At 68.7% G+C, this 20,119-nt stretch carries 22 protein-coding genes; 6 read left to right on the top strand and 16 right to left on the bottom strand.

What is annotated here, in order from left to right; all coding sequences use genetic code 11:
- Window positions 1–4: 4 nt before the first annotated feature.
- From OG876_RS18370 to OG876_RS18325, 10 genes are all read right to left on the bottom strand, one after another.
- A complete protein-coding gene (locus OG876_RS18370; RefSeq protein ID WP_328526926.1) occupies window positions 5–823 on the bottom strand; it encodes an MlaE family ABC transporter permease in 819 nt (272 codons plus the stop codon).
- Window positions 824–836: 13 nt separating this feature from the next.
- On the bottom strand, window positions 837–1,610 hold the full coding sequence (locus OG876_RS18365; protein WP_328526098.1) for an MlaE family ABC transporter permease: 774 nt from the start codon (window positions 1,608–1,610) through the stop codon (window positions 837–839).
- Window positions 1,611–1,725: 115 nt separating this feature from the next.
- Window positions 1,726–2,673, bottom strand: coding sequence for an ABC transporter ATP-binding protein (locus OG876_RS18360; protein WP_328526097.1), 948 nt, complete (start codon window positions 2,671–2,673; stop codon window positions 1,726–1,728).
- A gap of 293 nt (window positions 2,674–2,966) precedes the next feature.
- Complete coding sequence (gene rplL, locus OG876_RS18355; RefSeq protein WP_328526096.1) at window positions 2,967–3,353, bottom strand: 50S ribosomal protein L7/L12; 387 nt, start codon at window positions 3,351–3,353, stop codon at window positions 2,967–2,969.
- Window positions 3,354–3,422: 69 nt separating this feature from the next.
- Window positions 3,423–4,037 (bottom strand): 50S ribosomal protein L10, encoded by a 615-nt coding sequence (gene rplJ / locus OG876_RS18350; protein WP_328526095.1) that lies wholly within the window; start codon window positions 4,035–4,037, stop codon window positions 3,423–3,425.
- Between the two features lie 218 nt (window positions 4,038–4,255).
- Window positions 4,256–5,440, bottom strand: coding sequence for an MFS transporter (locus tag OG876_RS18345; RefSeq protein ID WP_328526094.1), 1,185 nt, complete (start codon window positions 5,438–5,440; stop codon window positions 4,256–4,258).
- Complete coding sequence (locus tag OG876_RS18340; RefSeq protein WP_328526093.1) at window positions 5,440–6,258, bottom strand: IclR family transcriptional regulator; 819 nt, start codon at window positions 6,256–6,258, stop codon at window positions 5,440–5,442. Before OG876_RS18340 ends, OG876_RS18345 begins: the two co-directional genes overlap by 1 nt.
- A gap of 86 nt (window positions 6,259–6,344) precedes the next feature.
- Complete coding sequence (locus OG876_RS18335) at window positions 6,345–6,746, bottom strand: RidA family protein (protein ID WP_328526092.1); 402 nt, start codon at window positions 6,744–6,746, stop codon at window positions 6,345–6,347.
- 15 nt (window positions 6,747–6,761) lie between these two features.
- Window positions 6,762–7,496 (bottom strand): IclR family transcriptional regulator, encoded by a 735-nt coding sequence (locus tag OG876_RS18330; RefSeq protein WP_328526091.1) that lies wholly within the window; start codon window positions 7,494–7,496, stop codon window positions 6,762–6,764.
- Window positions 7,493–8,479 carry a sugar kinase gene (locus OG876_RS18325; RefSeq protein ID WP_328526090.1) on the bottom strand — a complete coding sequence of 329 codons (987 nt, stop codon included), beginning with the start codon at window positions 8,477–8,479 and terminating at the stop codon, window positions 7,493–7,495. Before OG876_RS18325 ends, OG876_RS18330 begins: the two co-directional genes overlap by 4 nt.
- A gap of 141 nt (window positions 8,480–8,620) precedes the next feature.
- Between OG876_RS18325 and OG876_RS18320 the strand changes: the two genes are divergently transcribed.
- Genes OG876_RS18320 through OG876_RS18310 form a run of 3 tightly spaced genes read left to right on the top strand, consistent with a single transcriptional unit; the run spans window position 8,621 to window position 12,169 of the window.
- Window positions 8,621–9,928 (top strand): amino acid deaminase, encoded by a 1,308-nt coding sequence (locus OG876_RS18320; RefSeq protein ID WP_328526089.1) that lies wholly within the window; start codon window positions 8,621–8,623, stop codon window positions 9,926–9,928.
- Window position 9,929: 1 nt separating this feature from the next.
- On the top strand, window positions 9,930–11,537 hold the full coding sequence (locus OG876_RS18315; RefSeq protein WP_328526088.1) for an N-acyl-D-amino-acid deacylase family protein: 1,608 nt from the start codon (window positions 9,930–9,932) through the stop codon (window positions 11,535–11,537).
- Window positions 11,534–12,169, top strand: a complete 636-nt coding sequence (locus OG876_RS18310; protein ID WP_328526087.1) for a bifunctional 4-hydroxy-2-oxoglutarate aldolase/2-dehydro-3-deoxy-phosphogluconate aldolase — start codon at window positions 11,534–11,536, stop codon at window positions 12,167–12,169. Before OG876_RS18315 ends, OG876_RS18310 begins: the two co-directional genes overlap by 4 nt.
- A 4-nt stretch (window positions 12,170–12,173) precedes the next feature.
- Here the strand turns inward: OG876_RS18310 and OG876_RS18305 are convergent, their stop codons facing one another.
- Genes OG876_RS18305 through OG876_RS18295 form a run of 3 tightly spaced genes read right to left on the bottom strand, consistent with a single transcriptional unit; the run spans window position 12,174 to window position 14,801 of the window.
- Window positions 12,174–12,866 (bottom strand): DUF4097 family beta strand repeat-containing protein, encoded by a 693-nt coding sequence (locus OG876_RS18305; protein ID WP_328526086.1) that lies wholly within the window; start codon window positions 12,864–12,866, stop codon window positions 12,174–12,176.
- The gene (locus OG876_RS18300) at window positions 12,866–13,510 is read right to left on the bottom strand and encodes a response regulator transcription factor (RefSeq protein ID WP_328526925.1); all 645 of its coding nucleotides are present in this window, start codon (window positions 13,508–13,510) and stop codon (window positions 12,866–12,868) included. Before OG876_RS18300 ends, OG876_RS18305 begins: the two co-directional genes overlap by 1 nt.
- 13 nt (window positions 13,511–13,523) lie before the next feature.
- A complete protein-coding gene (locus OG876_RS18295) occupies window positions 13,524–14,801 on the bottom strand; it encodes a sensor histidine kinase (protein ID WP_328526085.1) in 1,278 nt (425 codons plus the stop codon).
- Between the two features lie 165 nt (window positions 14,802–14,966).
- Here OG876_RS18295 and OG876_RS18290 point away from each other — a divergent pair, with 165 nt between their 5' ends.
- Window positions 14,967–15,461: a hypothetical protein gene (locus tag OG876_RS18290; RefSeq protein ID WP_328526084.1), complete on the top strand. Its 495-nt coding sequence runs from the start codon at window positions 14,967–14,969 to the stop codon at window positions 15,459–15,461.
- Here OG876_RS18290 and srmL read toward each other — a convergent pair.
- Entirely contained in the window at window positions 15,458–16,576 is a 1,119-nt protein-coding gene (srmL, locus tag OG876_RS18285; RefSeq protein ID WP_328526083.1) for a PheS-related mystery ligase SrmL, read from the bottom strand. The two genes, OG876_RS18290 and srmL, sit on opposite strands and share 4 nt — an antisense overlap.
- 271 nt (window positions 16,577–16,847) lie before the next feature.
- On the opposite strand from srmL, the gene OG876_RS18280 reads away from it, so the two are divergent.
- Entirely contained in the window at window positions 16,848–17,891 is a 1,044-nt protein-coding gene (locus OG876_RS18280; protein WP_328526082.1) for an alpha-hydroxy acid oxidase, read from the top strand.
- A gap of 19 nt (window positions 17,892–17,910) precedes the next feature.
- The gene (locus OG876_RS18275; protein ID WP_328526081.1) at window positions 17,911–18,780 is read left to right on the top strand and encodes a methionyl-tRNA formyltransferase; all 870 of its coding nucleotides are present in this window, start codon (window positions 17,911–17,913) and stop codon (window positions 18,778–18,780) included.
- 53 nt (window positions 18,781–18,833) lie between these two features.
- On the opposite strand, the gene rplA is transcribed toward OG876_RS18275, so the two are convergent.
- On the bottom strand, window positions 18,834–19,556 hold the full coding sequence (rplA, locus tag OG876_RS18270; RefSeq protein WP_328526080.1) for a 50S ribosomal protein L1: 723 nt from the start codon (window positions 19,554–19,556) through the stop codon (window positions 18,834–18,836).
- A 124-nt stretch (window positions 19,557–19,680) separates the two neighbouring features.
- The gene (gene rplK / locus OG876_RS18265) at window positions 19,681–20,112 is read right to left on the bottom strand and encodes a 50S ribosomal protein L11 (protein WP_328526079.1); all 432 of its coding nucleotides are present in this window, start codon (window positions 20,110–20,112) and stop codon (window positions 19,681–19,683) included.
- Window positions 20,113–20,119 lie beyond the last annotated feature (7 nt).

Genomic DNA, 20,119 nt, shown 5'->3' with positions numbered 1-20,119 from the left:
CGCGTCACCCGGCCAGCCTGACGGTGGTCGTCGTACCCCAGATCGCCATCGAGAGCAGCAGGTCGACGACGTTGATCACGACGATGGACGTCCGTACGGCGCGACCGACCGCGACGCCGACTCCGGCCGGGCCGCCGGTCGCGTGGTAGCCGTGGTAGCAGTGCACCAGGATCACCAGGACGGAGAAGACGAGCACCTTCCCGAACGACCAGAGCACGTCGCCAGGTGGCAGGAACAGATGGAAGTAATGGTCGTACGTGCCCGTGCTCTGCCCGTAGAACGTGGTCACGGTGAGTCTGGTCGCGAAGTACGACGCCAGCAGGCCGACGACGTACAGCGGGATGACCGCGACCAGCCCGGCGATGATCCGGGTGGTGACCAGGAACGGCAGCGACGGGATCGCCATCACCTCGAGGGCATCGATCTCCTCGCTGATCCGCATCGCGCCGAGCTGGGCGGTGAAGCCACAGCCGACGGTCGCGGCCAGCGCGATGCCGGCGATCAGCGGGCCGATCTCGCGGGTGTTGATGTACGCGCTCACGAACCCGGCGAACGCCGAGGTGCCGATCTGGTTCAGCGCCGAGTAGCCCTGCAGGCCGACCTCGGTGCCGGTGAAGAAGGCCAGGAACGTGATCACGCCGACGGTGCCGCCGATCACCGCGAGCGCGCCGGTGCCCAGCGTCACCTCGGCCAGCAGCCGGAGGATCTCCTTGCGGTACCGGGTGATCGACCTGCCGGACCAGGCCAGCGCCTTGATGTAGAAGGCGAGCTGCTCACCGAGCCGGTCGAGGGAGTTCAGCGGCTTCTTGACCAGGGTGTCCATCAGGGCCGACACGTCAGGCCCCCTTCGGCGGGACGAGCTGGAAGTAGATCGCCGTCATCGAGAAGTTCGCGACGAACAGCAGCATGAAGGTGATCACGACGGACTGGTTCACCGCGTCGCCGACCCCCTTCGGACCGCCGCCCGCGTTGACACCCTTGTACGACGCGACCACCGCGGCGATGAAGCCGAACACCAGCGCCTTCGCCTGGCCCTGCCACAGGTCGGGCAGGTGGGCGAGCGCGGTGAACGAGGCGATGTAGCTACCCGGTGTGCCGTCCTGCAGGACGACGTTGAAGACGTAGCCGCCCATCACGCCGACCACGCTGACGAAACCGTTCAGGAAGAAGGCGACCAGCATCGTGGCCAGCACCCGCGGCACGACCAGCCGCTGGATCGGGTCGATACCGAGCACCATCATCGCGTCGAGCTCCTCGCGGATCTTCCGCGAACCCAGGTCGGCGCAGATCGCGGAGCCGCCGGCGCCCGCGATCAGCAGCGCGGTCGCGATCGGCGACGCCTCCCGGACCACGGCCAGCACGGCGGCCGAGCCGGTGAACGCCTGCGCGCCGAACTGCTTGATCAGGCCGCCGACCTGCAGCGCGATCACCGCGCCGAACGGGATGGCGACCAGCGCGGTCGGGATGATCGTCACGCTGGCAACGAACCAGGCCTGCTGCAGAAACTCCCGCAACTGGAACGGACGCCGGACCGAGGCCCGGGCAGTGTCGAGAGCAAAGGAGAACAGGTTGCCTGCGTGCTTCAGCGGGGCGGTCGCAGAAACGGTCACGGGGCCTCCCGGTCTGGACTGAGGAGCGCAGGGAGCGAAGCGACCGGAGAGACGAGGGAAGACCGGGAGGCAAAGCCCCGTGACCGGCCGCGCGGCAGCGCGGCATTCAACACGGTCACGTGGCCCCCACCGTCGCGGTGGCGAAGGAGCCCGGCGGCGGGGTGACGCCGTTCTCACGGCACCATTCGCCGGGTGGGCGCTGGGTCGGCCGGAGCATGCCGCTGCTGGGCAGCTGCTGGATCGGGATCGGCGGCAGCGGGGGCAGCTCCTGGCCGGCCTCGGCGGCGAGCTCGTCGGCGTCCTTCTCCTCCGACATGCCGATCGGGCCGATCATCTGCGCGTTCAGGAACTGCCGGACTACGGGCTCCTCGCTGGACAGCAGCATCTCGCGCGGGCCGAACATCGCCAGGTGCCGGTGGTAGAGCATGCCGATGTTGTCCGGCACCGTCCGCGCGGTGTTCACGTCGTGGGTGACGATCAGGAACGTCGGTCCGAAGGCCTCGTTGAGGTCGATCATCACCTGGTTCAGGAACGACGTACGCACGGGGTCCAGACCGGAGTCGGGTTCGTCGACGAGCAGGATCTCGGGGTCGAGCACCAGCGCCCGGGCCAGCCCGGCCCGCTTGCGCATCCCACCGGAGATCTCGCCCGGCAGCTTCCGCTCCGCGCCGACCAGGCCGACCATCTCCATCTTCTCCATCACGATGGAGCGGATCTCGGACTCGGACTTCTTGGTGTGCTCGCGAAGCGGGAAGGCGACGTTGTCGTACAGGTTCATCGAGCCGAACATCGCGCCGTCCTGGAACAGCACGCCGAACAGCCGCCGGATCTCGTAGAGCTCGCGCTCGGAGCAGGTGGCGATGTCGGTGCCCTCGATGAACACGTGGCCCTTGTCGGGCTTGAGCAGACCGATCAGCGTCTTGAGGAAGACGGACTTGCCGGTGCCGGACGGGCCGAGCATCACGCAGATCTCACCGGCCGGCAGAGTCAGGGACACGTCGCCCCAGATCAGCTGGCTTCCGAAGGACTTGGTCAGACCTTCGACGCGGACTTCTACGCCCACCGGTCCTCCTCACGGGAATGTCTGTCTGGCCCCGAACCGACGAGTTTCTGCCCGGTCCAACGAGGCACGGTTGCCTAGGTTACGCACGAGTACGGTTTTGCGTAAACCCCGCATGTCAAGCGATTGACCCGGGCGTCACGCTCCGGTCACCTCCGTCACGCTGTGCTCTCAGCACGTGACACGCGGCTGCGGGTGATCCTAGCGAGCCACCATGCCAGAAGGGCGGCCCCCCTCAGGGGACCGCCCTTCTCTACACATTCGTTACGTCCCCTGGCAGGGGACGCAGCGTGTGGTCACTTCAGGGTGACGGTGGCGCCGGCGCCCTCGAGGGCCTCCTTGGCCTTCTCCGCGGCAGCCTTGTCGACCTTCTCCAGAATCGCCTTCGGGGCCGACTCGACCAGGTCCTTGGCCTCCTTCAGACCAAGGCTGGTGAGACCGCGCACCTCCTTGATGACCTGGATCTTCTTCTCGCCGGCGGCCTCGAGAACGACATCGAACTCGTCCTGCTCCGCGGCCTCTTCGGCAGCGGCGGCCGGGGCGCCCGGGGCGGCGGCCACGGCGACCGGGGCGGCGGCGGTGACGCCGAACTCCTCCTCGAACGCCTTAACGAACTCCGACAGCTCCAGCAGGGTCAGTTCCTTGAACTGGCCGAGGAGCTCTTCGGTGCTGAGCTTCGCCATGGTGGCGGTCCTTCCTTAAAGGGTGATGCTTGGTGATCACTGATGGGGTTGTTGCGGATGAGGTCTGCCTCAGCTCTCGGCCGGGGCGGTCTCCTCGGTGCTCGCCTCGGCAGGTGCCTCGACCGTGTCCTGCACGGCCGGCGCCTCGTCCGCCACGGCTGTGGCGTCCGCGGCCGGCAGCTTGTCCTGCAGCGCCGCGAACAGGCGCGCGGCCTGCGACAGCGGAGCAGCGAACAGCGACACCGCTTGCTGCGGAGCCGCCTTCATCGCACCTGCGAGCTTCGCGAGGAGAACCTCACGCGACTCCAGGTCAGCGAGTTTGTTGATCTCGTCGGTCCCGAGTGCCTTGCCTTCCAGCACTCCGGCCTTGATGACGAGCAGGGGGTTCGCCTTGGCGAAGTCACGCAGGCTCTTGGCCGCGACCACCGGGTCGCCCTTGATGAAGGCGATAGCCGACGGACCCTCGAGCAGCGAGTCGAACGACTCGACACCCGCGTCCTTGGCCGCGATCTTGGTCAGCGTGTTCTTCACCACGGCGTAGTTCACGTCGTCACCGAGCGCAGTACGCAGTTGCCGCAGCTGCGCCACGGTGAGTCCGCGGTACTCGGTCAGCACGGCGCCGTTCGAGCTGCGGAACTCGTCCGTCAGCTCTGCGACAGCGGCTGCCTTGTCCGGCCTCGCCATGGGGGTCTCCTTCTTTCGGCTTCATGCCTCGACCCCGGGCCGGTCCATTCCATAAGAAAACGCCCCTGCGCAGGCGCAAGGGCGTGAACATAACTACTGTCACACTATCCAAGTCACCTACGCGGGCCGCCCACTCATCTGTGGGACCTTCAGTCACTCGAAAGTGACAACCAGCGGTCTTCGGCAGTAGACAGTGTGCCTTGCGTACACACCCTTTATCAAATCCGTTGTGGATGCGGCGGGATCCAGCGACTCATCGCGGTGGCCGCCGCCCAGCCGGTGCCGCCCATGATGATGATCGCCGGGCCGAGCCCGAGCAGTGCGGTGGCACCGGCCAGCAGGAGTGGGCCGACGCCGTTGCCGGTGTCGGCGAACAGCCGGAACGCCCCCAGGAACTGGGCTCTGCCGACGGATGGAGACGCGTCGGCGCCGAGCGTCATGATCACCCCGGCCCCCAGCCCGTTGCCGACGCCCATCAGCAACGCGACCGCGGTCAGCGTCGCGGTGGAGTGCGTGAGTGGCAGCAACAGGTGTGCGAACCCGAGGACGAGCATCGACGGTACGGCGACCCACTTGCGGCCGAGGCGGTCCATCACCGAACCCGCCGGATAGAACAGCAGCATGTCGACCGCACCGGACAACCCGAAGATGATGCTGGTGGTCTGCGCATCCAGACCGATGTGCAGCGCCCACAGCGGGATCACCACCTGCCGCGACGCGCGGACCGCGCCGACCAGCAACGCCCCGACGCCAAGGGTCCGCAACACCGGGAGGTGATCCCGGATCACGGCCCAGGTCGACTGTGCGGCGACCGGTCGGCTTCCGCGCGTACGCCGTACCGACTCGACGTCGGGGAGGCTGACCAGGACCGCGCAGGCCAGCACCGCGCACACGAAGTGCACCCAGTAGGCGCCGTCGGTGCCGAGGAACTTCATCGCGGCGGCACCGAGGAACGGGCCGATGAAGGAGCCGATGCGCTGGACGCCGCCGAGAGTCGACAGGGCGCGCGCCCGTAGCTCGATCGGGACGGCTTCACTCAGGTAGGCCTGCCGGGCCAGACCCCAGACCGCACCGGCCAGTCCGGTGCAGCCGATCGCGATGGCCAGGCCCCAGACCGTTGGCACCAGCAGACAGGCCAGCAGGGCCAACGAGACGAGGACGGTCGCCCCCAGCATCGCTCGTCGCTCACCGATCCGGTTGGTCAGCGCACCGGCGGGGATGTCGCCGATCACTTGCCCGAGCCCGGCGGCCGCGACGACCAACCCGGCAACGGCCACCGAGGCGCCCAGGTGTGTGGCCGACAACGCTATGACTGGTGCGATCGCGCCCTGCCCGATGCCGTAGAGCAACGCGGGCAGATAGACCGCGGGCGCGATCTTCAACAGATCCTTGGCCTGGGACATCACCGGCTGCCGGCCAGCGCCGTACTGCGATCCCGGGCGGCTGGGGTGGCGCCGAGCAGTTCGGACACCGACCAGGCGGCCGCGACGATCCTCATCCCGAACTCCTCCATCCGCTCCACCGGCATCCGCATCTCGGGACCGGAGACGCTCAGGCAGCCGGCCACCTGACCGGAGTGGTCGAAGACCGGCGCCGCGACGCTGCGGATCCCCGGCGTGCGCTCCGCCATCGACAGCGCGAACCCGCGCGCACGGATCTCGGCGAACTGGGCGGCCAGCACGACCGGATCGGTGATGGTCTGCGGGAGCACCTGCTCGAGGTGGCCGGCGAGAACCTCCTGCTGCCGGTCCCACGGCAGGAAGGCCAGCAGCGCCTTCCCGGGCGCACCTTGCGGCAACGTGACCGGCAGGCCGAACTCGGTGTAGGTACGGCGCAACTGGTGATGGCTCTCGACCTGGTCGAGCACAACGCGCTGGCCGGACGGCAGCAACTCGTGCACAGCCGCGGTCTCCCCGGTGTCGTCACGGAGCATCCGCAGCACCGGCATCGCCGCATCACGCAAGGACGCCGGGATCCCACCGCTGTGAGCCAACTGAGCCACCAGCGGACCGATCGCATACCTCCGGTGAGCGGTCTGCCGCACCAGTCCGTTCTCCTGCATGGCGAGCAACAGCCGATGCACAGTGCTCGTCGACAGACCGGTAGCCCGAGCCAGGTCACTGATCCCCAGCTCATGCGTCCGCGCATCAAAACACCGCAGGATCGCCACAGCCCGATCAATCGACTGCACCGCCCCACGCCGCTCCGCCATATCCTGCATCCCGGCAGAATATCCCACCATACGGGAAGCCCGGAGGCGCATTCCACCACCCGGACCAGCACCTGGCCCGGGCTCGGCGGGACGACTCAGCTCAGGACGGCGAGGGCGTCGATCTCTACCAGCATGTCGGGGAGGGGGAGGCCGGTGAAGACGGTCGTGCGGGAGGGGAGGACGCCGCTCGGGGTGCGGCTGGACATGAACTCGGCGTACGCCTCGTTCATGGCGGTGAAGTTGTCGCGGGTGGTGAGGTAGACGCGCAGCATCAACACGTCGTCGATGCTCGCGCCGCCGGCCTTCAGGATCGCCTCGATGTTCTGCAGGACGCGGGTGGTCTGGCCCTTCACGTCGCCGGTGAAGACGAACTCACCGCTCGGGTCGACGGACCCCTGGCCGGACACCTGCAGGATGTTGCCCTTGCGCACTCCCTGCGAGAACACCGGCATCGGAGCGGGTGCGTCGGTGGTGGAGATGACGGTCTTGTCGGACATCGGGTCTGACACCTCTCAGTTGTAGTCGGCACTGATGGCTGTGGCGGTGGCGAGCAGGTCGGGCAGGAGCTCGAGCACCTGGTCATAGTTCAGCAGTACGTCGGGAACCGACAGGGACACGGCCCCGACGATCCGCCCGTCATGGTCGTTCACCGGCGCACCGATGCAGTTCATGAACGACTCGTGCTCGGCCCGGTCTTGCGCCCAGCCACGTGCCCGGACCTGGTCCAGCTCGTCCCGCAGCGTGTCCGGATCGGTGATCGTGTGCGGCGTGTAGGCGTGGTAGTCGATCGACGCCAGCAGTGCCTCCCGCTGCCGCTCGGGCTGTGCGGCCAGCAGCACCTTCCCGACCGCGGTGCAGTGCAGTGCCGCCGGTACGCCGACCTGGGAGTACATCCGCACCGACCTCACACTGTCGAGCTTGTCGATGTAGACGACCTCGCCGTTGTCCCACGCGGCCAGATGCACGGTCTGCCCGGTCTTCTGGTTCAGCTCGCGCAGATGCGGTGCCGCGACGTCCCGTACGACGTGTTGCTCGCGGGCAACGTCCGCCAGGGCGAACAGTCGCGAACCCAACCGGTACCGGTGTGCCGCGTCACGCCGTACGAACCGCTCTGCCTCCATGGTCCGCAGCAGCCGCAGCACCGTCGTCTTGTGTACGCCGAGCTCCGTGGCCAACTGGTCGAGCGACCGCTCCCCCTCGCCCAGGTTGGCGAGGATCTGGAGAGCTCTCCCGAGGCTCTGACTCACGTCACGCCGATCTTCGTCGCCGCCCACTCTTCGTCGGAGCAGGTCAACAATCGCTCGCGAACACCGAGCTCCAGCGGCGCGGCGTGGTCCTCCGGCACGGCCAGCACCGCCGCAGCATTCAGATGCCCGAGCCGCAGCCGCTGCTTCATCGGCAGGCCTTGCAACGTCCCCGCCAGGAAGCCTGCCGCGAACGCGTCGCCCGCCCCCACCGGCTCGACCACATCGACCGTCAGCGCGGGAACCTCGGTGCGACGCCCGTCCGGCTCCAGTACGAGCGCAGTGTGCGCATCGTTCTTCACCACCAGCGTGCACCGCCCACCGAGGCGTTCGTGCAGCTCAGCGGGGTCATTGGTGCCCGCGAATACCAGGGCCTCGTCAGCACCGATCAGTACGACGTCAGCCGCGCGGAGCACCCGCCAGAGCGGCTCCGGGTCCTTGTCCCGCCACAACACGGGCCGCCAGTTGAGGTCGACGCTCAGCAGGTAGTTGCGCGGCTGCGCACCCAACTGCTCGACCATCTGCGCCGCACTGTCGGAGATCGCCACCGTGATACCGGTGGTGTGCACGAGCTCGGCGTTCGCCAGCCGCTTCTGCACCGCAGGCCGATCCAGGAACGCCGGGTCCATGGCGGCAGCCGCCGAACCAGTGCGGTAGTAGTGCATCCGGGTGTGCCCGTCCCGGGACTCCTTCGCATAGAGCGCGGTCGGCCGGTCCGGGTCCAGCTCGACCCCACCGACCTCGACACCTCGCCCTTGCAGATCACGCAGTACGTGCGCGCCGAAGCCGTCGTCGCCGAGCCGCGAGATCCAGCCGGTCGCGATCCCCAGGGCGGCCAGTCCGCCGGCCACGTTGCACTCGGCGCCACCGACCGACCGACGGAACGACTCCACATCCGCCAGCGGCACCCCGGTCTCCCCGGCCAGCATGATCATCGCCTCGCCGACGCAGACCGCGGCGGGCGTCTCAGGGAGCGGTTCGCGCATCGGCACTCCACAGGGGTGAGGTGATGGGATAGGTGTGAAACACCCGTCATTGACGCAACTTTGGGCGCGATGCTACAACCGTGAGGTCAGTATGCGCAACGCACGTTGCATATGCTGCAACTCCATCCATCAGGAGAACAGATGCCTGCTTACGATGCCGACGCCGTCGCCGCTCTCGCCGACCAGCAGGTGAGCTGGCAGGACAAGGCCCTGCCGCCCGCGTTCTGGGGCCGGACCGTCGCCGAGGTGCTCGCCGACAAGCCCCGCCTCTCCCAGCTGCCGACCCCGCTGATGACGCTGTCCGCGCCCGGTCTTCGGCACAACGTGGACACACTCGCCCGCTGGAGCGCCCACCACGGCGTCGACCTCGCGCCCCACGGGAAGACGACGATGGCGCCCGCGCTCTGGGCCATGCAGCTCGACGCCGGCGCCTGGGCGATCACTTTGGCCAACGTGTTCCAGCTCGGCGTCGCCCGTGCGTACGGCGTCCGCCGGGTGCTGATCGCGAACGCGGTGATCTCCCCGCTCCAACTGCGCTGGATCGCCGACGAACTCGAGGCCGACCCGGACTTCGAGGTCCTGGTCTGGGCCGATTCGGTCCGGACCGTCGAACTCATGGAGGCGGCCCGTTCGGCGCACGTCGGTCCCGGTGCGCGGAAGCTCGACGTCCTGGTCGAGGTCGGTGGTCTCGGCGGCCGGACCGGCGCGCGGGACGCCGAGACCGCGCTGGCCGTCGGCGAGGCGATCGCGGACGCGCCGTCACTGCGGCTCGCCGGAGTCGCCGGATACGAGGGCGCGATCGGGCACGGCGTGGCGGAGGCGGATCTCGAGGAGGTCCGCGCGTACCTCCGCACGCTGGCCGGGATCCACACCCGCTTGCTGGAGAGGCGTTGGTACGACGAGGACGTCGTACCGGTGGTGAGCGCCGGAGGCAGTCAGTACTTCGACGACGTGGCGCAGGTGCTCGCTCCGCTGGCCAAGGACGGTGCGCGGGTGGTGCTCCGGTCGGGCGCGTACATCGCGCACGACGACGGCATGTATCGCCGGGTGTCGCCACTCGGCGAGTCACCCCGGACGGACGGCGATCGACTCGTCTCCGCGATGCATGGGTGGGTCCGGATCACGTCCCAACCCGAGCCCGGGCTGGCGATCTTCGACGCGGGCCGGCGCGATCTGCCGTTCGACCAGGACCTGCCCGAGCCGCAGCTGATCCGGCCGCGCTCGGACGGCGAACCGATCCTCGCGGCCGACGGCATGACCGTCACCAACCTCAACGACCAGCACGGCTTCCTGCACTTCGACGGCGTCCCGGTGGTGATCGGCGACGAGCTCCGGATCGGGCTGTCCCATCCGTGTACGGCGTTCGACAAGTGGGGGCTGATCCCGGTCGTGGACGACCCGGACGCGGCCGATCCGGTCGTGGTCGACCTGGTCCGGACGTTCTTCTGAGATGGCCGAGCTGCTGATCACGGGCGCCACCGTCATCGACGGCTCCGGCGCTCCCGGCGTCCGCGCCGACGTCGCGGTCGAGGCCGGCCGGATCGTGGCCATCGGCAACGACTTGCCGACGGCGGCAGCCCGGTCGATCGACGCCGCGGGGCTGGTGCTGTCGCCCGGGTTCATCGACATGCACGCGCACTCCGACCTGCAGATCCTGGTGAATCCGGATCACACCGCGAAGGTCAGCCAGGGCGTCACCTTGGAGGTGCTCGGCCAGGACGGCCTGTCGTTCGCGCCGATCGACGACCCGACGCGGTCCGCCGTACGTCGCCAGATCGCCGGCTGGAACGGTGAGCCGGACGACTTCGACTTCAGCTGGTCCACCGCCGCCGGATACCTCGACCGGCTCGACCAGGGTATCGCCTGCAACGCGGCGTACCTGGTCCCGCAGGGAACGCTACGGATGATGGTCGTCGGCACCTCGAACCGGCCGGCTACCCGCGCCGAACTGGACGCGATGAAGGCCTTGCTGGCCGAGGGACTGCAGCAGGGCGCGGTCGGGATGAGCAGCGGCCTCACCTACACGCCCGGCATGTTCGCGACCACCGACGAACTCGTCGAGCTCTGCGAGGTCGTCGCGCAGTACGGCGGCTACTACGGACCACACCAGCGGTCGTACGGCAAAGGCGCACTCGACGCGTACGGCGAAATGGTCGAGGTCGCCCGGCGTTCCGGGTGCGCGCTGCACCTGACGCACGCGGTGATGAACTTCGCGCCGAACGCCGGCCGCGGGGCCGACCTGGTCGCGATGATCGACAAGGCACTCGCGGACGGCATCGACGTCACCACCGACACCTATCCGTATTTGCCGGGGGCCACCACTCTGGCCGCGATCCTGCCGAGCTGGACCGCGGAGGGCGGTCCGGACGCCCAGCTCGCCCGGCTCCGGGACCCGTCCGCGCGGGACCGGATCGCCTACGAGCTCGAGCAGGTCGGCTCGGACGGCTGCCACGGCTGCGTGGTGGAGTGGGAGACCATCGAGATCGGCGGCGTCCGCAACCCGGCTCTGAACGGCGCCGTCGGCAGCACGATTGCAGCGATGGCCGCCTCGACGGGCCGACCGCCGGCGGACGTGTTCTTCGACCTGCTGGTCGCCGACGACCTGGCCACGTCGATCCTGCAGCACGTCGGCCACGAGGAGAACGTGCGGGCGATCATGCGGCATCCCAGCCACACCGGCGGCTCGGACGCGATCCTCGTCGGTGGCAAGCCACATCCGCGCTCGTGGGGGACGTTCCCGCGCTACCTGGCCCGCTACGTCCGCGAGCTCGGCGTGCTCGATCTCCCGGACTGCATCCACCACCTGACCGGCCGTCCGGCTCGTCGTCTCCGTCTCCCCGACCGCGGACTCGTCCGCGTCGGCTACCGAGCCGACCTGGTTCTCTTCGATCCGGACACCGTCCAGGACACCGCCACGTTCGAGACTCCCCGCCAGCAAGCCGCCGGGATTCCGTACGTCTTCGTGAACGGCGTCCCCGTCATCGACGACGGCCGGCGCACCGACGCGCTTCCGGGCCGCGCCGTCCGTCGTACCACCGTCCGAGAGGAACTCTCATGACCACCACCCTGGACCTGCTCCGCGCCGACCGGGTGCTGACCGTCGTCCGGGCGCCGGAGATCTCCGACGCCCGGGACCTGTGCGCGGCGTTGGTTGCCGGTGGCATCCATGTCGTGGAGCTCACCTACACCACGCCCGACCTTCCCCGACACCTCGAGCGCGCCGCTTCAACGGCCGCGGAGACCGGCGCGGTGGTCGGCGCCGGCACCGTCCAGACCGGGGCGCAGGCCAAGCAGGCGATCGACGCCGGCGCGCAGTTCCTCGTCACTCCCGGCCAGGGCCCGGACGCCGCCGCCATCGCCGAGACCGCCCGCAGCGCCGGCATCCCGGTCATCCTCGGTGCCTTCACGCCCTCCGAGGTGATGACGGCGCTCGCGCTCGGCTCCGACGCCGTGAAGATCTTCCCCGCCCACCAGCTGGGCCCGAAGTACTTCAAGGACCTCAACGGCCCGTTCCCCGGTGTGCCCCTGGTCCCCTCCGGCGGTATCAACGCGGCCAACGCCCGCGACTACCTCACCGCCGGCGCCCTGGCGGTTTCCGCCGGCACCGACGTCGTCTCCCCCGCCGACGTCGCCGCCGCGAACTGGGAAACCATCACCACCAAGGCTCAGACCTTCCGCGCGGCCCTCTAGCTCCCTACTGCACGGTGATGCTGCCGGAGCTCGTCCGCAGGAAGAGGTGGTGGGTGGAGCCCGGGTCGTTGGGGAAGTCGAGCTGGTTGGAACCTTGGGACGCGACGGCGTCGATCGCATAGGTCGCTGTCGGTGGGAGTTGAACGGTGAGAGAGCCCTCGCTGGCCGTGGCAGTCACCTGGTCCGGTGGACTGTCGAAGAACAGGTTGATCGAACCACGCCGGACGTCCACCGAGACCCGGGAAGTCCGCAACCGATTCATGTCCACCGATCCGTCGCTCACATCCACAGTGAGCGGCGAAGACACCCCGGCCACATCGAGCGATGCCCCCTTCACTTTCGCCTGGACCGCGGCCGCCGTCGGCACCTCCACCGTGAGATCGACCGCGCAGTGTGGATCGGGACAACTCGTGTGCACGGTCAGGAATCCATCGATCGTCGTCACCTCGATCGCGGGCCGCGCGACCGCATACGACCCGTCCACGGTCACGTGCACCTGAGCATCCGCACTGGCCAGCAGTTGCGCCGGCACATCCGACACAACCTGCACCCCCTGCGACCCGGGGACGAACGAAGCCGAGTAGCTGTACGGCAACTTCCCCCGGATCAATGACACCGTCACCGCCGCCGCGGTGACGACAAGCACCACCAACGGCACCAGCCCGATGATCAGCATCCTCCGCTGCGCGCCCGTCATCACGACTCCAGGAACTTGAGTACGGCGAGCACCCGGCGGTGCTCCCCGTCGGTCGGCGCAAATCCGAGCTTCAGGAAGATGTTGCTGATGTGCTTCTCCACCGCACCTTCGCCGACCACGAGAGCCTGCGCGATCCCGGCGTTCGACTTGCCCTCTGCCATCACCCGGAGAACGTCCTGCTCCCGCGGACTCAGCACGGCGAGCGGATCCACCCGGCGCGACCGCACCAGCAGTTGCGAGATCACCTCCGGGTCGAGCGCGGCCCCACCGTCGCCGACCCGGCGCAGCGCGTCGATGAACTGATCCACGTCCGCAACCCGATCCTTGAGCAGATACCCGACCCCGCCGGGGTTGCCCCCGATCAACTCGCTGGCATATCGCTCCTCGACGTACTGCGAGAGCACCAGTACGCCGATCGCCGGGAACTGTTCGCGGATCACGAGTGCGGCGCGCAAACCCTCGTCGGTGAAGGTCGGTGGCATCCGCACGTCGACCACGCACACATCCGGCCGATGCTCGTTGACCGCTTTCAGGAGCGCGTCTCCATCACCGACCGCGGCGACCACCGTGCAGTCCTGCTCCAAGAGCAGGCGCACGATGCCCTCTCGCAAGAGCACCGAGTCCTCGGCAATCACCACCCGCATTCCTTCTGCCTGCTCAGTCACAGGGCACCTCGGCGATCAGCAGGGTCCCGAGACCCCGCGGGCTGACGAGGGTGAGGAGTCCGTCGACACCCGAGATCCGGTCAGCCAATCCACGGATCCCGCTGCCGGCGGCCGCATTCGCACCACCCTGCCCGTCGTCGCGCACCTCGATCTTGAGGAACCTGCCAGCCCGGGTGATCGTGACCCACGCCTGCGCCGCGGCGGCGTGCTTGGCGACGTTGGTCAACGCTTCGGTCACGACGAAGTACGCGATCGACTCGATCGTCAGCGACGGCCTGGGGTGCACGTCGACCGTCACCCGCACCGGGACCGGTGACCGAGCGGCGACTGCCGAGATCGCCGCGTCGAGACCGCGGTCCGACAGCACCGGCGGATGCAGTCCTCGCGTCAGATCGCGGATCTCCGCGATCGCCTGCATCGCCTCCGAATGCGCCTCCTCGATCAGCGAGCGCACTGCGGGATCCTTCGCGCCCAGCCGGTTCTTCGCCCGGCCGAGGATCATCGCCAGCGAGACCAGCCGTTGCTGGGCTCCGTCGTGCAGGTCGCGTTCCATCCGCCGCCGCTCGGCCTCGACCGAGTCGACGACCTGCTGGCGGCTCGTCACGAGCTGCGTCACGCGCTCCGCCAGCGCACCGGTCTCGGACCGGCCGAGCAACGTCCGCGCCAGCTGTCCGTCCAGCGCCGACGCCTGGCGCATCAACAGGGGCGACACCACCAGCAGAAAGATCCCACCGATCACTGCGGCCACCGAGGCCTTCGTCATCGTGTCGATCACGAACGGCCCGAGCTGCGCCTGCGACGCGGCGAACTGCGAGTAGTACGCCGGCAGCCCGATCAGCACCGGCGGCACCGACCAGGCGAAGAAGATCGCCCCGAGCCACACCATTGCCATCGGCAACAGCAGGACGTAGTACAGGAACTGCCGCCACAAACCCCGGTCGGTCAGTGCCTCCCGGGCGTCGGCGATCCGCGACCCGGTCGGCGGCGGCGGGACCAGCGGCGGAACCTCTTGCCCCCGCGTGATCCGCGCCCGCGTCCGCTCCCACCCGGCCGCCACGTACACGAGTCGATTCGCACCGACGGTCAGCGGGATGCCGACGTACGCGAGCGGCCACGCCAGGACGGCAACCGTCACCGCACCAAGCACCAGCAGGCCGGACGTGAGCACGACGAACGCGTCGCCGAGCAGATGGATCGTTGCCAACCACAAGTACGGCGACCGCCACAGCCGCCACGGCGCCCGGGGGACCGGACTCGCGATCTCCGTCACCCGATCACCTCCCTGTGTCGGCGCGCTGCTCGCACGACACAACCTACGTCGCCGGCGCGGCGGCCCATATGAGGACATCCACCGATCCCACCGGGGGTTAACCCCACCCCGGTTCGTGGGCTGACCGGACTGCGCCGGAAGTCCGCCGCCGCAATGCTCGAAGACATGACGACGACAGTTGCGGACACGGTGGATGGCAGGCTCGGGGACGCGATCGACGACCGCGTGGCCGATGCGCTGGAGGACTACATCGCCGAAGGGCGGCTGGACGGGAGGATCCGTCCACTCCGCTCCCCCGGCGGCCTGGCCACTTCTGTCGCCGCCGGGGTCGCCGCCGTGCTGCTCCCTTGGTGCCTGATCCTCGCGGCCACGCTGCCGAACACCTACCAGGCCGACCACTGGAAGCTCACCTGGATCGGCCTCGACTGCGGGACCGCGATCGCTGCCGGACTGACGGCGTACCTGCTGCACACTCGCAACAGCTACGCCGCCCTGACCGCTATGGCCGGCGGGACGCTACTGATCGCCGACGCCTGGTTCGACGTCAGCACAGCGGGGGGCTTCGACCGCAGCCTCTCCGTGGCCGAGGCCCTCTTGCTGGAGGTCCCGCTCGCCCTGTGCGCGTTCCTCGTCGCCGCTCGCGAGCTACGGAAGCGCTAACCGATCAGCTCGAGCACCGGCCCCTCGTGCAGTGCCTGGTAGACCTTGTCCCGCAGGGCATTGGCCTGGGAGTCGGTGAGCGTGCGGTCCACCGGCCTGAGGATCAGTCTGACCAGAAGGTTCCGCTGACCCGGGGTCAGTTGGAGACGCTCACGGGCAGCCGCCGGCAGGTCGTCGTACGACGTCTCACCCAAGACCTCCAGCGACTCCGCGGCATCGGCGTCCACTCCGAGCGCGTCGCGCACCTTGTCCCCGAGCACCTCCGCCGACACGTCGGTCGACGCCCCGACCACGACGGAGAGGTCGCGGCGGACCGGTGGCATGGACGAAACCGGCTTGTACGGCGCCAGGTCCCGCATCTGATCCGCCACACGCGGATCCGTTGACCTGAGCAACCGGATGTCCCGGATCCCCTTGCGGAGCATCAAAAGCCGGTCGAGGCCCGGTCCCATCGCCAGTCCGGTCCAGCTGTCGTCCAGACCGGCCCGCCGGAGCACATGCGGTGCGGCGACACCGCACTCACCGATCTCGATCCACTGATCGTCCAGCAGTACGTCGATCTGCCGGCCATGGATCGTGTACGGGTGGATCGCCGGGACGGTCCGGTACGTCTGACCGGGCAGGACCGTGTCGACCAGGCGGGCGATCATGTCCTCGAGTTCGGGCTCTCCGAGCGTGACGTTGCGACTGATCCGCCACAGGTCGAGCTGATGCGGCGTACCGGTGTGCTGCCAGTCCACCGAGTCGCGGCGATAGCAGATGCCCGCACAGACCATCAGTACGTCGGACGAGTCGGACTTTGCGAGGTCCCGCAGAGCCGGCGGGATCATCGCCGATGTGTGACTTCGCAGTACTTCGGTCTCCGACGCGTAGCGGGTGTAGCGGGCTTCCCGGGTCACCGCGTCACCGGCGTACCCGAGGTTGTCGTAGTTGTCGGCCAGCGTGACCACGGGATGGTCGCGGCGGGTCCAGATCTCGGTATAGGGCCAGGCCGTGCTGAGCGCCGTACGTAAGGAGTCGACGATCAGCTGGATCGCGTGGGGTCCCTGAGCCGGGTCCGCGAGGTCGCGCAGGGCCAGGGCAGCGTGCAGTTCTTCAGAAGTGAGGACAGACATGAGTTTCTCTCCGGAATGACGGTCTCGACGGGGGAGACACCCCGGTCGGCCGCGGTCACCTCAGGAGAGAGCGCAGCAGCAGCTCACCCCGTCGGCACCGTCGTGCCGGCCGGGGCGAAGAAATCGCCGCCCGTACTGCGTCATGCCACTACTGTACCTGTTGCCTCAACACCTCCGCCCCGGATTTCTCCCGGAACCGGACCGGCATTTTCCGCGCACTCTTCCAGAATCTCACCCCCAGGCAGGCGAAACCGGTGCAACGATGGGGCGCATGCGATGGATCGACACTCTCGAAGCCGCGGCCGCGGAGAAGCTGCCCGAGGCCGTGCATCGGTACTTCCGGCAGGGATCGGCCGGCGGGATCAGCGTCGGCGAGGCCACCGCGGCCTGGTCGGCGTACCGCTTCCGCCCCCGCGTGCTGACCGACGTCTCCACGATCGACCTCCGCACGACCGTCCTCGGCACCCCCGTCGACGCCCCGATCCTGGTCGCGCCCTCGACCATGCATCGGATGGCCGATCCCGACGGCGAGGTGGCGACGGCGAGAGGGGTGGGCGCGGCCGGGTCGGTGCTCGGCGTCTCCAGCAACGCGGGGACCACGTTCGCCGATCTCGGCGCGACCGGAGTGCCCTGGTGGCTGCAGATCTACATCGCGCGGAATCGCGAGCTCACCGAGCGCATGCTCGACGCCGCGGTCGCGGGCGGTACACGGGCGATCGTGCTCACCGTCGACACCCCGGTGGTCGGCCGCAAGGAGGACGAGGGAGAGACGGTCTGGGATCTCGCCCAGCCCGGTCAACTGCTGGCCAACCTGCCCGAGGGCGAGTGGACCGACGACGACCTGGCGAAGGCGGACGACCTGAGCCCTGATGCCATCGGCTGGCTCGCCGAGCGCACCGGCCTTCCGGTGGTGGTGAAGGGCGTCCTGCGCGGCGACGACGCCAAGCGCTGCGCGGACGCGGGTGCCGCCGGTGTGATCGTGTCGAATCACGGCGGCCGCCAGCTCGACGGCTCCATCCCCACCGCCCAGGCTCTGCCCGAGGTGGCCGAAGCCCTGGCCGGCACGGGCACCGAGATCTACGTCGACGGCGGCATCCGCCGCGGCGAGCACATCCTCACAGCACTGGCCCTGGGCGCCCGCGCCGTCTTCGTCGGCCGTCCCGCCCTCTGGGCCCTCACCGTCGGCTCCGCCGCCGGCGTCACCCGCCTCCTCACGGACCTCGCCACCGAGCTGGACCACACCCTCCGCCTAGCCGGCCACCCCACGCCGGCCTCGTTGACCCCCGACCTCATTACGACGCGCTTCACCAACTGATCGGAACCGTGGAGGAGTGATGAGCGTATCCAGCGGTGTGGAAGGTTTGCGGATCGTCAGTCTGAACGCGTTCCTGCCCGGCCACCGGCTGGTGCACGACTTCGCGGCGCGAAACGGGCATGAGGTCGTGCTGGTGGTGACGCTGCCCGAGACCGGGCGGTACGGCGCCGCCGTGCAGCCGATGGTGGCGGGGCTGCCGGAGGAGACCAACGTGTTGATCACCCGGAAGCTGCGGACAGTCGCCGCGCCGGTGATCGACGCGCTGCGGCCGGATGTGGTCATCTCGGCGGCGTTCCCCCGGCTGATTCCGGCCGAGATCCTGGAGATCCCGAAGTACGGCGCGATCAACTGTCACCCGTCACCCCTGCCGGCCGGGAGGGGACCGACGCCGCAGCGGTTGATCTATGAAGGCGACGAGCGGATCGGGGCGACGGTGCACCGGACGGCGGCCGAGTTCGACACGGGCGCGATCCTCGCCCAGCGGATCGCGCCGCTCCCGGACGACCTCAACGGCACTGGGATCATGCAAGTCTGGGGCGAGCTGCTCAGCCAGTGCCTGGACGAGGCTGTGCCCCGCCTGGTCGCCGGCGATCCCGGCGTACCGCAAGATCCCGCCGCGGCGAGCGAGGCTCCGCTCTTCACCGAGGCGGAGCTGCTCCTCGACCTGACCGAGCCTGCGGCCGTCGTCCGACGCAAGGCCGCCGCGCTCAACGTGACGTCGCCCCAAGCCCAGGTCCACCTCGCGGGTACGACGTATGTCGTCGCCCGGACCGACGTCGTACCGGCCGGGTCGGTCGGCACGGCCGAGCCAGGCGCCGTCCTTGCAGCACATGACGACGGCTGGACTGTCCAGACCGCCGACCTACCCCTCCGGCTCACCCGGACCTGACAAAACAGAAGGACCCCGGGTAGTCCCGGGGTCCTTCTGGTGCTGGTTCGAGGTCAGGCCTCGGCCGGCTCCTCGGTGAGGTTGCGGGTCAGGTTGGGGTCAACCTGGACGCCCGGTCCCATCGTGGTCGAGAAGACGGTCTTCTTGATGTAGCGGCCCTTGGAGCTGGCCGGCTTGAGCCGGAGAATCTCCTCGAGCGCGGCGCTGTAGTTCTCCACCAGCTGGTTCTCGTCGAACGAGACCTTGCCGATGATGAAGTGCAGGTTCGCGTGCCGGTCGACCCGGAACTCGATCTTGCCGCCCTTGATGTCGTTCACGGCCTTCACCACGTCCGGGGTGACCGTGCCGGTCTTCGGGTTCGGCATCAGACCACGCGGGCCGAGGACGCGGCCGAGACGGCCGACCTTGCCCATCAGGTCGGGGGTCGCGACGACGGCGTCGAAGTCGAGCCAGCCGTCGGTCACCTTCTTGATCATGTCGTCGTCGCCGACGAAGTCGGCGCCGGCGGCCTTCGCGGCCTCGGCCTTGTCACCGGTGGCGAAGACGAGGACCCGTGCCGTCTTGCCAGTACCGTGCGGAAGGTTGACGGTGCCGCGCACCATCTGGTCGGCCTTGCGGGGGTCGACCCCGAGACGCATCGCGACGTCGATGGTGGAGTTGAACTTCTTGCCCGTCGCGCCCTGCTTGGCGAACTTGATCGCCTCGAGCGGGGTGTACAGGTGGTCGAAGTCGATCTGTTCCGCGATAGAGCGGTATGCCTTACTGCGCTGTGCCATGTCTGTTCCTCTCTGGGGTGTGGTCGATAGGGCGGCGCTTCGCCCTGCCACAACTGCTTCAGGTACTACTCATTACCAACGCGCGACACGTACGGCGGATTCCGCCGTACGCACGCCGGAGGTACTACTTGTCGACGACGACGCCCATCGAGCGGGCGGTGCCCTCGATGATCTTCATCGCGGCGTCGATGTCGCGGGCGTTCAGGTCCGGCATCTTGGTGGTGGCGATCTCGCGGACCTGGTCCTTGGTGATCTTGCCGACCTTGTCCTTCTGCGGGACGGCCGAGCCCTTCTGCAGACCGGCGGCCTTCTTGATCATCTCCGGCGCCGGCGGCGTCTTGGTGACGAAGGTGAAGGAACGGTCTTCGTAGATGGTGATCTCGACCGGCACGACGTTGCCACGCATGGATTCGGTCTGCGCGTTGTACGCCTTGCAGAACTCCATGATGTTGACGCCGTGCGGACCGAGCGCGGTACCGACCGGCGGGGCGGGCGTCGCGGCACCGGCCTGGAGCTGCACCTTGACCAGCGCAGCGATCTTCTTCTTGGGAGGCATTCTGTCG

The organism is Kribbella sp. NBC_00359, from assembly GCF_036097425.1.
In the GTDB taxonomy this organism is placed as follows: Bacteria; Actinomycetota; Actinomycetes; order Propionibacteriales; family Kribbellaceae; genus Kribbella.
Note: the sequence above shows the minus strand (reverse complement) of the source record. Positions and strands in the feature narration are given on the sequence as shown.

Excerpts from the sequence above, each read along its gene's own strand:
- OG876_RS18370 (WP_328526926.1), bottom strand. The coding sequence starts at position 823 with ATGGACACCCTGGTCAAGAAGCCGCTGAACTCCCTCGACCGGCTCGGT.
- rplL (WP_328526096.1), bottom strand. The coding sequence starts at position 3,353 with ATGGCGAAGCTCAGCACCGAAGAGCTCCTCGGCCAGTTCAAGGAACTG.
- rplJ (WP_328526095.1), bottom strand. The coding sequence starts at position 4,037 with ATGGCGAGGCCGGACAAGGCAGCCGCTGTCGCAGAGCTGACGGACGAG.
- OG876_RS18345 (WP_328526094.1), bottom strand. The coding sequence starts at position 5,440 with ATGTCCCAGGCCAAGGATCTGTTGAAGATCGCGCCCGCGGTCTATCTG.
- OG876_RS18340 (WP_328526093.1), bottom strand. The coding sequence starts at position 6,258 with ATGCAGGATATGGCGGAGCGGCGTGGGGCGGTGCAGTCGATTGATCGG.
- OG876_RS18335 (WP_328526092.1), bottom strand. The coding sequence starts at position 6,746 with ATGTCCGACAAGACCGTCATCTCCACCACCGACGCACCCGCTCCGATG.
- OG876_RS18325 (WP_328526090.1), bottom strand. The coding sequence starts at position 8,479 with ATGCGCGAACCGCTCCCTGAGACGCCCGCCGCGGTCTGCGTCGGCGAG.
- OG876_RS18320 (WP_328526089.1), top strand. The coding sequence starts at position 8,621 with ATGCCTGCTTACGATGCCGACGCCGTCGCCGCTCTCGCCGACCAGCAG.
- OG876_RS18315 (WP_328526088.1), top strand. The coding sequence starts at position 9,930 with ATGGCCGAGCTGCTGATCACGGGCGCCACCGTCATCGACGGCTCCGGC.
- OG876_RS18310 (WP_328526087.1), top strand. The coding sequence starts at position 11,534 with ATGACCACCACCCTGGACCTGCTCCGCGCCGACCGGGTGCTGACCGTC.
- OG876_RS18305 (WP_328526086.1), bottom strand. The coding sequence starts at position 12,866 with ATGACGGGCGCGCAGCGGAGGATGCTGATCATCGGGCTGGTGCCGTTG.
- OG876_RS18300 (WP_328526925.1), bottom strand. The coding sequence starts at position 13,510 with ATGCGGGTGGTGATTGCCGAGGACTCGGTGCTCTTGCGAGAGGGCATC.
- OG876_RS18290 (WP_328526084.1), top strand. The coding sequence starts at position 14,967 with ATGACGACGACAGTTGCGGACACGGTGGATGGCAGGCTCGGGGACGCG.
- srmL (WP_328526083.1), bottom strand. The coding sequence starts at position 16,576 with ATGTCTGTCCTCACTTCTGAAGAACTGCACGCTGCCCTGGCCCTGCGC.
- OG876_RS18280 (WP_328526082.1), top strand. The coding sequence starts at position 16,848 with ATGCGATGGATCGACACTCTCGAAGCCGCGGCCGCGGAGAAGCTGCCC.
- OG876_RS18275 (WP_328526081.1), top strand. The coding sequence starts at position 17,911 with ATGAGCGTATCCAGCGGTGTGGAAGGTTTGCGGATCGTCAGTCTGAAC.
- rplA (WP_328526080.1), bottom strand. The coding sequence starts at position 19,556 with ATGGCACAGCGCAGTAAGGCATACCGCTCTATCGCGGAACAGATCGAC.
- rplK (WP_328526079.1), bottom strand. The coding sequence starts at position 20,112 with ATGCCTCCCAAGAAGAAGATCGCTGCGCTGGTCAAGGTGCAGCTCCAG.